The organism is Roseinatronobacter sp. NSM, from assembly GCF_052379845.1.
Lineage (GTDB): Bacteria > Pseudomonadota > Alphaproteobacteria > Rhodobacterales > Rhodobacteraceae > Roseinatronobacter.
Genome location: NZ_JBQTCF010000036.1, coordinates 1 through 14,410 on the forward strand (window position 1 = coordinate 1; position 14,410 = coordinate 14,410).

Genomic DNA, 14,410 nt, shown 5'->3' on the forward strand with positions numbered 1-14,410 from the left:
CCGCCCCCCCCCCGCCGCGCCCCCCCCCCGCGCCTGACCATGGCCGAAATAGAAACTTGTCGTAAGCGGGACGCCACCGCGCCTCCTAGAGTGTGTTGCGGTCATTAGCATTCACGCAATCCACTCTAACTCTTTGTGGTCGCGTGATTTTTCACCGCTGGCCGAGCGCCGGGATATCAGCGCATGCCACCGGGTTTTCGGGTCAAGGCAACCTGTCATCCGCCACCCGTCCAAGACCTGAAGAATGTGTCTGTGCTATTGCCCCCTGCGTGGCAATATAGACAGCGCTGGTGAGTTTTTCAGGTGAAATGGGCTTTGGCAGGACAGCGCTGAAAAGCTCTGCTTCCACGCCTATGGTTTGCGGCAGCGCAGTCACCAGAACAGCCGGTATAGGCGGGTTGCAGGTTGCCGCGATCCGCGCAAGCGCGCTCCCGTTCAGCGCTGGCATGTCCAGATCGGTGACCAGTGCAGCCCATATGGATGGATTGTCCTGCAACAGGGCGGCGGCTTCAACCGGATCAGTGACCGCAACTGCAGTCGCACCGCATGCTTCCAGAAACTCTGAGAATACATCGGCCACGTCCTGCACGTCATCCACCACAAGGATATTGCAGCCAGTCAAGTTCACCTGGCTGGCGCAATGCGCGGACGATCCCGGATCGTGGGGTAAGCTTTCAGGGCGCTCTGATGGCCAGGCAACCGTGACTGTCGTGCCAGAACCCGGAATGCTGTCAATCCATAATGCGGCCCGGTTTTCGCGCAGAATTCCCGCCACGATCGGCAGGCCAAGCCCGGTTCCCTGATCACCCTTGGTTGTGAAATATCGCTCAAATAGGTTTGCACGTATGTCAGCATCAATTCCGGCCCCGTTATCGGCAACAATAAAGATACTATGTGCCGTATCACGCCGCAGCACGCCGGCATCCGGGCTGCGATCTGGAAGGCGCCCCCCTTCTTTTATTTCAAATCTGACCGGGTTGGGCAGTTCGCAACTGGAATCGCACGCATTCAAGCCAAGATTTACTATCACCTGAAGCAGTTCGGTTCCATTAGCCCAGACATGACACGGCACATCAGGCTGCGAGATGCAAAGTTCTTGGTCGCGGATACGGCGACTTCCGAGCAGTTCAATCCCTTCCGCGACCAGATCCCGCAAATCATGCTTCCCGCGCACTACCTGTGGCCTGCCAAGATGCCCTAATCCCCTGACCAGATCGCGTGCTGTCTCAGTCGCGCGCCGAATGCGATCAACACTGGCGCGGGCTTCCTCATCATCTGCGACTTTTTGCGCCAACAAAGAGACCGAACCCGCAACGACTGCGACAAGATTGTTCAGATCATGCGCGACGCCGCTTGCCAGATGCGCGATTGTCTCGCGCCTTTGCGCAAGTTGAAGCTCCTCGCGCATTCGGGCCTGCTCTGCGGATTGCTGCAATTGCTCTGTAATGTCGCGTGTCAGGCACAGAATCCGGCCATCGTGCAGGGTCAGCGATACTTCCTGCGGGACCAAACTGCCATCACTGTGCCGTCCGTGCAACTGGCCGCGCCAGCGTCCATTCGCCTGCAACTTCTGCAATTCTTTGGCCATGAAGCGCTGGACAGTCTCTTCGGTATAAATTTTACTCCAATGCAGTTCACTGATATCCGCTTCATCTGAAATACCCAACAGACGGCGATGCGCGGCATTCATGTAAACGTAATATCCGTCCGCATCTACTATCGCAATTCCGTCGCCCGACGCATCCAGCGCCACAGCTCGGTCATGCAGCGCCTTCTCATGCGAGAGCTTGATCGCGGTGATGTCAGTCTGGACCGCAACAAAGCCCTCGACCCGCCCATCTGTTCCGAAAAGCGGCTGAATATCCTTGCTGATCCAGTATTCTTCGCCGTCTCTGGTCTGGTTCAGCAACTCGGCGCGGACGGCCTTGCCTTCTCTTAGGGCTGCACCGATGCGCTGCAGCTCGGCACTGTCCGTTTTTTCCGAAGCCAGAAAACTGTCCGGGCGCTTACCGATGATGTCGTCAAGCCGCCACCCGGTGCGAAGTTCAAAAGCGGGGTTGACCCATTCGATGCGTTGCTCAGTATCAGTGATGATCACCACGTTGGATGTCAACTCGGCTATTTTGCTCAGCCGCTGCAGGCGTCGGCGCTGGATCAGCTGCCCCGTGACGTCACGGATCACAAAGACATATCCACAATGCTGACCACGCTCGAATTTGGCCGCCGCGGACAAGGAATACCAACGCGGTTCCCCATCTATGTCGAATTCATATTCCAGCCCGGTAACGTGCCCTTCGCGGTCTATGAGCTGCATAACATCGTGCGTCAGCTTTGCCAGTTCAGGTGGCAAAATCTCTTCCGGCAGGCGACCGATAAACTCTGCCGGCGGAATTGCAGTCCGCAGCCCGGAACCTGCGCCATGCGCTGAAAAGCGCCCATCGCGGTCAAGTTCGAGGACGAGGTCAGGAATGGCAGACAGTGTCGTGTCCAACCGGCTGCGTTCAGCTTCCAAATGGATCAACGCTGTTTCCGTCGCCGCCTCGGCTGCGCACCGGTCAAGAACAACATTTGCAGCATTCGCAACAGACTGAAGCAATTGAATTTCAAGCGGCAGGAAACGACGATACGATCTGACCGCGTCAAACCCGACAAACCCGACAATATTGCCGTCGCGCAGCATTGGCACCGCCAGCAAGGAGCGGATCGACTGCATCATCAGCACCTCGCGCAATGTCGACGTGTCTGGAAGTGCTGCAACATCGGGAATGTGAACTGCCCGACCTGCGGCCATGTCATCACGCCACTCGTCCATCAGGCTGGCCGGCATGTCCTGAAGATGCGCGATCATCGGCTCTATGCCGGGACCCGTCCATTCATGCGTGTTGTCGATGCGATCATGATCGCGCAGGCGGAAAACATATGTCCTGTCAGACGCGGCAAGTGCGCCAGCATCTGCAAGAGCGCGATTGATTGTCACCTCTGTCTCTTCAAGGGATGTGCACAAGAGAGTATTGGTGATTTCGAGAATCGCCTGCTGCCATTCAACAAGTCGCACATAGGCGCTGCTGAGTTCCTGATAGGATATTTCAGGACCTGCTGAGGCGCCGATGTCTTTGGTCCGGCCGGTTCCAAACAAGCTGGCAAGGGCAGGTGCCGGTTGGGCATGGCGTCGGTTTTGTGCAGCTTTTTCGATCAGGCGTCCTGTCTGCTCCAGCAACTTCTGATCGCTTCTTGCGAATGCGCCCTTTTCTCGGGACAAGAGCATCAAAACCATCGGCTCATCGCCCGCAATATTCACAGGAACCGAGATCATTGACCTCTGTCCGCGCAGATTGTCAGGCAGGACCTTGAACAAAGGGGTTGTGGATAAATCCATGATCCACTGTGCTTGCGCCAGGAAACCGTCAGTATCCGGCCATTCGAGTCGATCCAATTCCTGCATACCAGTGATGACCGAACAAACGCTGCCATTGCGTCTGCGCATAAGAAGCCACAGATCCGAATCTGTCGCAGCCTGAAACAGGCGCAACGCGCCGATGATACCGACTTCCATGTCCTCGAAACCATGTATCAGATCCACAGCACGTGGAAGCGACGACCGAAGATGCGCAGTGTCATTCATCATGTTCTCCGCGAACCAAGAAATCGCTCCCACCCGAAAAGGGGGCGAAGAATGAAATAGGGCAGTTGCCCTGCGTCATTTTCGGCTGTGCCTATGTATTTGCCAAAGCAGAACAGCCTGAAGGAAGGCCCCGTATAACTGAACCGGTGCGCGAAAGGGATATGCCACGCCTGTGGCGCCACAGGATCGACATGTGAAGCTTCGGACTTCGTTGCACTTCTCCGGGGAACGGATCGATCAAAGCAGCCCATGTTTGAGCGCCGCAATGACAGCCTGCGTGCGGTTGCGGACATCAAGCTTCCGGCAGATCGACTTCACATCCATCTTGATGATCACCTCATCCAACCCGATCTCCCGACCGATTTCCTTGTTCTGAAGCCCCTCACAGAGCAAGGCAAGCACCCGCAACTCGCGCGGCTTGAGCCCGAAATCAGCACCGTCACCTGTGTTGTGTCTGCGAATGAAATCAGCTGGCAGAAATACCTCTCCATCAGCGATAAGCCGGATCGCATGCCCAAGCGTCCTCAGCGGCAGCGTCTTGGGGATAAACCCGCCTGCGCCCTGATCGAGTGCGAGATCCACAGTTGTCCTGTTCACGACGCCCGAAAAAATTACCACGCGTCCGCTATTGGCATCTTTCAGGCGGCGCAACCCCTCCAGCGCGTTCATACCCGGAACATCATAGTCCAGAAGAACAGTGTCGAAGCTCCCATTCGCACCAATCATTTTCAGCGCCTCGTCAATGCAATTTGCGGCAACGACGTCGAAGCCGAATTCAGCAGTCAAGGACGCAATCACTGTATCTACCAAAAGAGTGTGATCATCGACCACAAGGACACGGATGGTCTCGTTCTGTGCGCTTTGGGTATGTTTCAGAAGGGTCATCTTGAAAACGTATCCGTCTATCACCTGCACGGATATTAATAATCACTTTCACTCGATCTTTCACCCCTGTAAACTGCGTTCTCTCGGAAGAGATTTCTGATTATCTTTGGGGGCATAGCAGCGTGATCAGCACAAAACACAGGCGCGCTCTCCACCCTGGCACGAGGATTCCCGCTCATGCCGGCGTGCTGAATCAGGCGCGCAACATTCAAATACTCTTAAGAGATCAATTTATACCACATGGCACCTATTGTGCGCTTCTAAGGAATTTTCCCGCAGTGGATTTCGGAATACACTAACTATACCGTCATTCGATGACGAGTCTATGCGTTTCCGGAGCTTGTGCACCCTTCGTCAGGTAGTGTTCCGAGTTTGGGCCACTATGTCAGTCAATCTGGCCGAAGCCGAACTGAAATGGAGTTGGCATGGATGAATACATCGATTATCGCGCTGGAACTGAAGCAGACGCGCCGCTGCAGATGCGCAGTGCCTTTTGCAGGCGCGGTGCTGGGCGTAACGCGGTGCGCTGCGATATGTCCAGTAAGCGCGCAACCAGTATCGAAGCCATTTCAGAGCCCCCCCTCAACGAAAAAAATCGCGCGGTTCGTCACTCTTTCGCAGTCACACCAGGTGCCACGATTGCTGACAAGGCCATGAGGATGATCGTTTCCAAAACGACAGACCGTGTAAAGCTGGTCAACACCCTGTCATCGGGCAGCAGCTTTATCGCCTTCGCATCGGTGCGCGCGGAAAAAGCACCCTTTGCAAGCCCGAAATATCTGAACGAAGCGCTTGAACACCTTCTGACATTTCATGAAACTGTAGAAAGAATGGTCGAGGCTGGCAGGAACGGCACGCGTGGTGTGGAAAATGCGTGCATTATGCATTCTCTGCGATCAGTGCTTGCCCATGGTGGGTTGACACTGAACCGGGCGTTTTAGCGCAGGCGGCACTGCAAATCTGTTTGCCGCGCGTATGATCTGACTTTTAACCGGTAGATGCGACTGCGCATGGTGCCTTTGGTTCTATTGCCGAGTGAGGAAAATTTCCCTAAGTGGGCTGCGCAAAAGGAGAATTGGCCTTTCAAGACTTGCCGCATTAGTCCCTGGACGCTCTTTAATCATGTCAGAAGAACCGCTACATCCTCCCTCTCAGGGGTTTCAATCTTCGGCAAACTTGAGAAATGATGCCGATCTGTGGTCATTTCTGGGCGGCATACCCATACCGATTGCGGTCCATGAACTGGGCGAGGGCGCGGCGATACGCTTTCTGAATGAGAGCTTTACCCAATGTTTCGGCTACAGTTTGGCGGATGTTCCGGACCTGAATATCTGGGGACAGTGCGCCTATCCGGACCCAGAGTACCGCGCGCAGGCTTTCAACCGATGGTGGGTCGAGATCGAGGCGCGACTGACAACCGGCATCGTCGCCCCGCCGGGCGAATACCGCTTGCGTGACGGGCATGGCCGGGACCGTGACGTGCTGATCGGCTTTGCGCTGCACGGTGATCTGGTGATTGTCACCTTTCAGGATCTGACCGGGACACGCGCGGCAGAGGCTGCACTGGAAGCCGAGAAACGCCAAAATGAGAAGGCGGCCTATGTCCTGACAAAAAACATGCCCGCAGGCGCCTATACGATGGTGTTGCGCCCCGGCGCAGAACTGGCTGATTTCGCTTTTCTGAGCACAAAATTCCTGAATATGATGGGGATGACGCGCGAGGAGGCCATGGGTGACCCCATGAAGGTCTTCGCCGGGGTGCACGACGAGGATCGCCAACAGTGGATTGAACGTAACGCCGAGGCGTTTGCAAAACGTATGCCGTTTTCGGGTGAGACGCGGATTGTCGCTAATGGCGAGACGCGCTGGGTGCGCGCCGAATCCGTTCCCCGTGAACTCGACGATGGATCGGTAATCTGGGAAGGGATTCTGGTCGATATTGACACGCTCAAGCGCACTGAAAAGGAATTGCTGACAGTGTTGGAGGCCGCGCGGGCCTATACCTGGCGGCGCAACCTGCGCACCCGCCGGTCGGAGTTCGACCCGCGCTGGTCCGCGCTGGCCGGCCACCCCCCCGGCGTGCACGACATGCCCAGCGACGACTGGCGCAGCTTTGTCCACCCTGATGATGTTGCATCGGTGGACAACGCCCTTGCCCTGCTGGAGAAAGGCGCTGTTGAAAGCCAGATCATGACATATCGCCGCCAGATTCTAAGCGGGGATTGGATATGGCTGCAGGTGCATGCGGGCATCAGCGAACGCGACGCCCAGGGTCGCCCAACGGCGTTGTCCGGCGTGAGCTTCGACATCACCGAACAGATGACCGCCCGCGCGCAGGCATTGGAAGAGCAAGCCCAACTGCGCGAGGAATTGCAACGCGCTCAGCAACGGGACACTGTCGCCCAAATCGCAGGGGGCGTGGCGCATGACCTGAACAATCTGATCGCAGTCGTTGCAGGCACGGCCGAGTTACTGGAGCGTCAGGCCAAAGAGCAACCTACGCTACTGGCCGGGATGGACCGCATCCGCCGCAGCGTCAGCATGGCGCGCGACCTGATCACCGGTCTGGGCGGGCTGGTGCGGCCCGATCTGCCACGCGGATTGCATGACCTTGGAACGTTGCTGCATAACACGATGGATCTTCTGGGCCAGCGGCGGATTGCGCGACATGCGATACGCATCGATGTCGCCGATGAAGGCCTGACAGTCTGGGCCAACCCGACCGAGGTCATGCAGGTGCTTGTCAATCTGGCCATCAATGCCTGTGACGCAGGGACATCAGAAGCGCCCGCAAAAGTGCGCCTTCAGGCCCTGCCAGCGGGCAGCACCCTGCCCCAGCGCCCACCCGATGCCGGAGCCGCGTTTGATGCATCTGTCCCGATGACATTCTTCACGATCCGCGACACAGGAACCGGCATCACCGACGAGGTGCGCGCGCGGATGTTCCGGCCCAACTTCACGACCAAGGGCAAGGCTGGGACAGGGCTGGGACTGCTGATCGTCTCGACCATTCTGATGGCCAATCGTGCGGCGCTGTGGGTCGATAGTATACCGGGCCAGGGAACGACAATGACGCTAGCCTGGCCCAGCGTCGCCCCAATGGACCCAAGCGCCCTGAAAAAAAGCGATCAGGCACCGTCCGGTGTCGGTGGCGAAGCAGTCGGCCTGCTGGACGGGGTGCATGTGCTGGTGGTCGATGACATGTCAGATGTCGCCGAAGTGCTCGCAGACATGCTGGAAGCCGCCGGCGCAGTCGCAGTTGCCATTTCCGACCCGATGGAGGCGGCACAGGTTCTGGCCGAGGCACCCGATGCATGGTCAGTTCTTCTGACCGATCTTCATATGGCAGCGATGGACGGCGTGGCACTGGCGCGCCATGCTGGCGCACTCTCACCGCCTGTTCCGGCAGTTCTTGTGACAGCCCGCAGCGACATGCTGGACGATGCTTCCCAATCCCACTTCGCCGCAATACTTTCCAAGCCTGTCACTTCGGCCAAACTCGCGCAGGCTGTATGGGTGGCCAGAATGTCCCTGAAAGCATAGGCACTGACGCTGCTCGCAGCGTGGAGCTTTCGGAAATGACATCTGAGCTGATGCAGTGGACGCCCCCAACCGCCGGCATCGGATACCATGACCTGTGTGATTGCGCGGCAGCTTGGCTTGTCACCAGACACTTGATGGGCGTGGCACCTGCATTTTCGCTATGCCTCGTTTGTTTGCAAAGTGTCGCATGCGCTGAAACCGGTCGGCGGCAAGGGACAAAGCCGCGCGACATCGCGGCTTTGTCAGATTTGAAGTCAGAACCGCATCTGTGCTTGGGCGGCAACCCCGTAGGTAAGCAGATTGCGGCTGAAACGCAGATTACCACGAAGGGAAAGGTTGATCTGCTTGACACCAGCATCGGTCTGATATCGGCGAAAGTGGTCAATGCCAGCGCTGAGGTCAGCAAAGCCCCCCTGTCGCGCGGTCAGCAGGTCGACAGGCTGCCCAATCGGGGACCCGGAGGGGCTGAGCTGTGTAAAGGTTGTCCGCCGTTCCGGGCTGAAATCACCGTAAAGCTTGAGCCCGATAAAGCGGCTGTTCGCCGAGGAGTATCCGGGGGATACATCCTCATGACGAAGCTCAGCACCGACAAAGGCAAGGTGTTGAGTATGGCGCGAGATATCAAGGCGGCCTGACAACAGGCCATCAGCGCCGACGAAATCGAGAGTTCCACCAGAGCTACGGTTGATCGCAACACCGACCGTGGGCGTAAGCGATACCCCCTGACGCAACGCGATATCACGCGAGATGCTGGCCACGAACGCAGTCGTATCGGAGGAGGAGCGCTGCGCCAACAATGGAACCCCCCTGCTGCCTGCCTCGGCGGTATTGCGGAAGATATACCGATTGCGCGCGCGCGTTAACTGAGCTTCGCCAAACCAATCACCGCTTTTCGCGGCAAGATAGACGCTGCCAAAGGCCTGGCGGAAATCACTACGCGTGACACTTGCAAGCGCGTCTTGCGCGACCACACCGGAGATCGGATCGACATTGAAGTTGAACACATCCTGCGATGTCTCTCCCTGATGCACACCAAAGCTAAGGCCAGCGGTGATATCCCAGCCCTGTGGCGCGTTATAGCAGCCCAAGTCGAAACCACCCTGAATGCCATGGTAATTGACACGCACTTCAGAATTTTTGCTCAGGTTTTGATCGACAAGTGTAGTGTCTGAGCGGACGCGGGTGCGACCGCCCACAGAGCGCGCCCAGCCCCCGCTACTGCAAACTGATCGAGACCCGGAGCGACTGAAAACGGCGCGGTCGGGCCGGTCAATCGCGGTACCGATCAGCGACTCGACAGCGCTGAATGTGCCCACCATGCCACCTATTGCGGGATTGGGGAGCGTGATCAGATTGAACGTCTGGTTTGCTGCGTCATAGCGCAGAACTGCGCTGACCAGACCCGACATATCCGGAAGTCCTGTGGCTGATACGGCAGTAACAGCCCGCGTAGGATCACCCACCGTCAAAACCGGTATCGCCTTGCCGATTTGCAAAGCCCTGTCTTGCGCGCCGAAATCCAGAACCAAAGCCCCTTCTGTGTTTGACAGAGTTCCGTTCCAGTCGAGCGGCGCAATGTCCGAAACCAGCGTCCGGTCCACAAGCTCTGGCGCAAGCTCTACACGCAGCACGCCGACCAGATCGCCTTCCACATTCAATTGACGACCAAGCGAGTGGAGAGCATCGAACCCACGAAGATCGAGCCTTCCGCTACTGTCGGATTCGATGATACTGGCTTGCAATGTTGGCCGGATGTGAGGGCCTGTGGTGGTAACCGCGCCACCGAGCGTCATGGTCTCAATGCCGGTATAATCTGCACCAAGGGTCAGCGTGCCGGTATTGGTCAGGTTACCGCCGTGCTTGAACATGCCGGTGACATTCATTGTGCCTGCATTGGTGATGTTGCGGTTGTCACCCGCAAGCAAACCCTGCGCATTCAGCGTGCCGCCGGTTTGATTGGTGATGCCAGCGCCATATGTGCCGCCGTCGATGTTCAGCGTCCCGCCCGACACGATAACCGCGCCGGTGACAGTGCCAGTATTCAAGACCGACCCACCCGTCACTAGCAGATTGCCATTGATGTGGCCGGCAGTGTCCAGCGTGCCCGCACTGTTGACACCCCCGCTTATGGTCCCATCATTTATGAGCGCGCCCCCGACGCCAACACTCGCATCCCCCGCGATAGCCCCACCGCCCGAAATCCGAAGGACACCGGCGCTAACGCTGGCAGCGCCTGAAAATGTGTTCAGGTTGTTGAGGATAAGTGTTCCAGGGCCGACGGCTTCCAGCCCGCCAGGACCGGAAAAAATGCCCTCCACCACGAATTCATCATCTTCCCCAATAAACATCTGGATAGGCTGACCATTGTTCGACGTCAGTTCTATGGTCAAGTCAGGGCCAGCCTCCAAACCGCCATCACGAACAAAAATTAGTGCGCTCTCAGGGTGATCGAGAATTATCTTACCGTCATCAAGCCGCGCCCCCGCAGTGCCATCGATCAGAATGATACCAACTGAATAGGTCTTGTCTTCAAGTTTTATTGTACCGCGATCTGTTTCCCCTGGGAATGGTCCCCGGATGAACACGCTTCCCCCCGGCACAAAGTCTTCATCATCAAGGTCTCCTGGAATTCCCAGACCCAGCCAGTTACTTGGATCACCCCATTGTCCGCCGTCAGGCCCGACCCATGTCTGAGAATACGCCGTCGACAGGTCCACGAAAAACAAAAATATGGCCAAAAACAGGACCGAAAGATTGCGCATTCGGCTTTTTTGTAAAAGGTCAAACGCTGCGCAGCATAACGGCATATCGCATTTTGTCAGAGCGCTGTATTTAATTCTTGTTTTCATGGCCTTCTTGTCTCTTTGCGCTGGACGGTCCTGAACTGGAACACATTAAGACCTTGGTCTTGCGCTCTTTGCAGCATCTGCAACACGGCGGATAACCTGCATCGTGTTTGCCTGCTGGACCTATATTGAAATCGCCCGGCAGATCCGCGCACACTCATGTTCGCTTGCGCAATTTCATCACGAAGCCGGGCCACGATTTGGCGTTTTGCAACCTTGCCCGAACAAGGTTGCACAGGGATTTGCGTTTGAGCAAACAAGGTTACATTCTCGAACAGTCTGATCACGTTTCGCGCATTGCTCTCCTGAAGCTGTCTCGCAGGGGTTGCAAAAAATACTCAAGCGGACTGCGCGAACCAGTACTGATGAAAACCTCGACCGGCATGCCCGGAATGAGCGACAGGGTAGACATTGGTCGCACATCCGCGGCCACGTCAGAGAATCTCAGGACTGTCTCGAAATAAGGCTCCCCGGTGCGGTCATCTTCGATGCGATCTGCAGACACCCGGACAACTTCCGCCTCGTAGGGCGAAACCTCACTTTGCTTGAATGCTGAGAGCACAATTTTTGCGCGTTGCCCTGCAGAAATAAGATCGACATCCAACGGCGAAACACGCGCATGGACAAGCAATGATGTGGCATCTGGCACAATGCTGAGCAGCACTTCACCAGGTTGCACGACTGCACCGGAATTGTGGACCGCAAGACCAACAACAATGCCAGGCACCGGCGCGCGAATGATGGTCCTGGACAATTGATCTTCAGCAGCCCGCAGGCGGTCCCGAAGATCAATCAACCGACTGAGCAGCGGAGTGAGTTCTTCATCAATCGCAGTCAGGCGGCTGTCGTTCATGTCAATGAACCGCATTTCTATTTCACTGATGGCCAGCAGCGTCTGGCCGCGCTTTTCAAGAAGATCGCCAATCTCACCTTCGGCACCGGCCACGTTCCGGCGCAACTGCAAAATTCGGGGGCGTCGTTCGATCCCTTTTTCAAAGAGTTCTTCAGCCGTGTTGAGTTCTTCCTGAAAAATGTCACGCTGCGTTTTAAGCGCGGCGAGTTGCGCGTCGAGGCCCGCAATCATGCTATGATATTGTGGAATACGCGCAGCGAGGATTTCGCGCTGCCCCTCAAAAGCCTGCATGCGCGAGCGGAAGAGTTGCTTTTGCATCTCCATTACCTCGACAATCTGCGGATCGTGCAACGCCTGAAGCAATTGATCAGGAAAGTCGATCTCGGCGCTTCCTGCCCGTTCTGCCCTAAGCCGCGCTACGCGCCCCAGCGCATCATGATATTCCGCACGCAGCGCAATCACCTGTGCCCGGGCACGCACGTCCTCCAGCCGAAACAACGGATCACCGGCAGCGACGTGAGAACCATCCGTCACCTCGATGGCCGCGATGATACCACCCTCAAGGTGCTGCACCCGTGTGCGGTTCCCCTCCATGATCAACTCTCCGGGCGCGATTACAGCGCTATCAATACTTGCACTGACAGCCCAGAAGCCACCAGCGCCGAAGAATGAGCTCACTATCAGAAATCCGCTGACGACGGTGGCGCGGGCCGCGATACTCGGTGCGCGGTTCGAGGACCCCGACGGGGTGGACGCTGGCATCAACTTCATTATGTCTCTCTCTCGGATTCTTTGGTTTTCACGACCACCGGGCGTAGCCGGGGCTGTGACATACTCCCGCCCTTGAGAACGAGCGGGGGCAGCTTCGCGCCCACGCTACCCAACGATACGGCTTGCTGCGTCTGGGCAGTCGCGGGCGTCGCCGCCACCGACTGCTCTGAACTGCGAATACGTGCAAGCACCTGATCCCGAGGCCCGTTATCCACCAGCTGCCCCTCCCGCAAGACGGCAACATGGGTAACGGCATTCAGCACGCTTGGTCGATGCGCGATAAGGATCACACTGCGCCCTTCGGCAATCACTTCGGAAATGCAGCGCGCCAGCGCTTCTTCGCCTGACTGATCAAGATGACTGTTCGGCTCGTCCAGAAGAAGCAGGGCAGGATTGCCATAAAGCGCCCTTGCAAGGCCGATCCTTTGGCGCTGCCCACCTGAAAGCTTGACGCCCTGATCGCCAATAGGTGTCTCATAGCCCATGGGCAACCGCAGGATCAGTTCATGCACCCCCGCCTTGCGCGCAGCATCAACAACCGCCTGCGCGTCAGGCTCTTGCATACGGGCAATGTTCTCGGCGACTGTGCCACTGAACAGCGCCACTTCCTGCGGCAAAACACCGACATGGGCCCCGAATTGCGCACGAGGCCAGTTGAACGTCATGGCTCCATCAAGTCGCACAGCGCCCCTGGTCGGGCGCCAGACACCGGACACAAGGCGCAAGAGCGACGACTTGCCAGCAGCACTCGGCCCGATGATGGCCAGCGCCTGACCCGGCTCTACTTTCAGCGTGACATCCCGCAGGATGGGATCGGAACTGTTTGGAAGAAACAGCGTTGCATTCTCAACCTCTACCAGCCCTTTCGGTGCCGGCAACTCCTGCGACTCCGGGCGATCCCCGGACCCGGAAAGAAAGTCATTCAGCCGGTTTGCCGCGCCGCGCGCGCCCACAAAGGTTTTCCATGACCCGATTGCAATATCTATCGGCGCAAGCGCCCGCGCCGCAAGGATCGACGCCGCAATCATTACGCCGGGCGTGGCCTGCCCCATGATGACAAGCCAGGCCCCAAGCCCCAGCATGGCGGACTGGGTAGCAAGTCGGATGAACTTGCTTATCCCCCCGATCTGGCTTTCACGGTCCTGCGCTGAAAGCTGCCCCGACAAGGCTGCGTTTTGTGCATCTCGCCACCGGCTCTCCAGTGCGGCGCGCATGCCCATACCTTCAACAAGTTCGGCGTTGCGCCGCCCACTTGACAGCAACATCTGTGCCATCTGGGCTGCGCCCGCCGCCTGCCCGACGCGTCCGCGCGTTGCAAGTTCGCTGACAAGCGCCAGCACAATCAGCACAATCGCTGCCACAAGTGCGGCATAAAAAAACCAGGGGTGAAGAACATACAGCACGCCAAGAAATATGAATATCCACGGAAAATCTAGGAAAGCCGTCACTGGCGCACCACCGATAAACGCCCGGACCTGATCGACGTCACGATCTGAAGGCGGCAATCCCTGCGCAGCCGGAATGGCCGACATGTAGATACTGCGGCGCAACAGCGTCTCGGTCATCGTATCATGGAACCGCGCGCCGATCCGCGCCAGCAATCGCGTGCGCACCCCTTCCAGCAAGGCAAAGGTCAGAAGCGCCACGGCGGCAATCAGGGACAAATAGATCAGCGTCTCGAAACTGGAACTGGCCAGCACGCGATCATAGACCTGCAACATATACATCGGCGCCGTAAGCGCCAGCAAATTGATCCCGATGCTGAAGAGAAGTGTCGCCAGAAAAAGTGCGCCCGAACCGGACGCAATCACTGATCGGACAGTCAACCTTTCGCGTGTTATTGACATGAGGAAATGTCTTTCTGATAGGACCCAAAGGGTACGCCCCCGC

General features: G+C 57.4%; 7 protein-coding genes. 2 read left to right on the forward strand and 5 right to left on the reverse strand.

The features are described 5' to 3' along the window. Positions 1-202 precede the first annotated feature (202 nt). Positions 203-3,622 (reverse strand): hybrid sensor histidine kinase/response regulator, encoded by a 3,420-nt coding sequence (locus tag ACTZWY_RS16645; RefSeq protein WP_444791833.1) that lies wholly within the window; start codon positions 3,620-3,622, stop codon positions 203-205. Between the two features lie 237 nt (positions 3,623-3,859). After that, positions 3,860-4,507, reverse strand: a complete 648-nt coding sequence (locus tag ACTZWY_RS16650; protein ID WP_444791834.1) for a response regulator — start codon at positions 4,505-4,507, stop codon at positions 3,860-3,862. 425 nt (positions 4,508-4,932) lie between these two features. Here ACTZWY_RS16650 and ACTZWY_RS16655 point away from each other — a divergent pair, with 425 nt between their 5' ends. After that, a complete protein-coding gene (locus ACTZWY_RS16655) occupies positions 4,933-5,448 on the forward strand; it encodes a hypothetical protein (protein ID WP_444791835.1) in 516 nt (171 codons plus the stop codon). A gap of 235 nt (positions 5,449-5,683) precedes the next feature. Continuing rightward, entirely contained in the window at positions 5,684-8,050 is a 2,367-nt protein-coding gene (locus tag ACTZWY_RS16660) for a PAS domain-containing protein (protein WP_444791836.1), read from the forward strand. 254 nt (positions 8,051-8,304) lie between these two features. On the opposite strand, the gene ACTZWY_RS16665 is transcribed toward ACTZWY_RS16660, so the two are convergent. The 3 genes from ACTZWY_RS16665 to ACTZWY_RS16675 form a co-directional block, all read right to left on the reverse strand. Next, the gene (locus ACTZWY_RS16665) at positions 8,305-10,899 is read right to left on the reverse strand and encodes a hypothetical protein (protein WP_444791837.1); all 2,595 of its coding nucleotides are present in this window, start codon (positions 10,897-10,899) and stop codon (positions 8,305-8,307) included. 280 nt (positions 10,900-11,179) lie between these two features. Further along, positions 11,180-12,520 (reverse strand): HlyD family type I secretion periplasmic adaptor subunit, encoded by a 1,341-nt coding sequence (locus ACTZWY_RS16670; protein WP_444791838.1) that lies wholly within the window; start codon positions 12,518-12,520, stop codon positions 11,180-11,182. Beyond that, the gene (locus ACTZWY_RS16675; protein WP_444791839.1) at positions 12,520-14,367 is read right to left on the reverse strand and encodes a type I secretion system permease/ATPase; all 1,848 of its coding nucleotides are present in this window, start codon (positions 14,365-14,367) and stop codon (positions 12,520-12,522) included. Before ACTZWY_RS16675 ends, ACTZWY_RS16670 begins: the two co-directional genes overlap by 1 nt. Between the last annotated feature and the right edge of the window lie 43 nt (positions 14,368-14,410).

Excerpts from the sequence above, each read along its gene's own strand:
- ACTZWY_RS16655 (WP_444791835.1), top strand. The coding sequence starts at position 4,933 with ATGGATGAATACATCGATTATCGCGCTGGAACTGAAGCAGACGCGCCG.
- ACTZWY_RS16665 (WP_444791837.1), bottom strand. The coding sequence starts at position 10,899 with ATGAAAACAAGAATTAAATACAGCGCTCTGACAAAATGCGATATGCCG.
- ACTZWY_RS16670 (WP_444791838.1), bottom strand. The coding sequence starts at position 12,520 with ATGAAGTTGATGCCAGCGTCCACCCCGTCGGGGTCCTCGAACCGCGCA.
- ACTZWY_RS16650 (WP_444791834.1), bottom strand. The coding sequence starts at position 4,507 with ATGACCCTTCTGAAACATACCCAAAGCGCACAGAACGAGACCATCCGT.
- ACTZWY_RS16675 (WP_444791839.1), bottom strand. The coding sequence starts at position 14,367 with ATGTCAATAACACGCGAAAGGTTGACTGTCCGATCAGTGATTGCGTCC.
- ACTZWY_RS16645 (WP_444791833.1), bottom strand. The coding sequence starts at position 3,622 with ATGAATGACACTGCGCATCTTCGGTCGTCGCTTCCACGTGCTGTGGAT.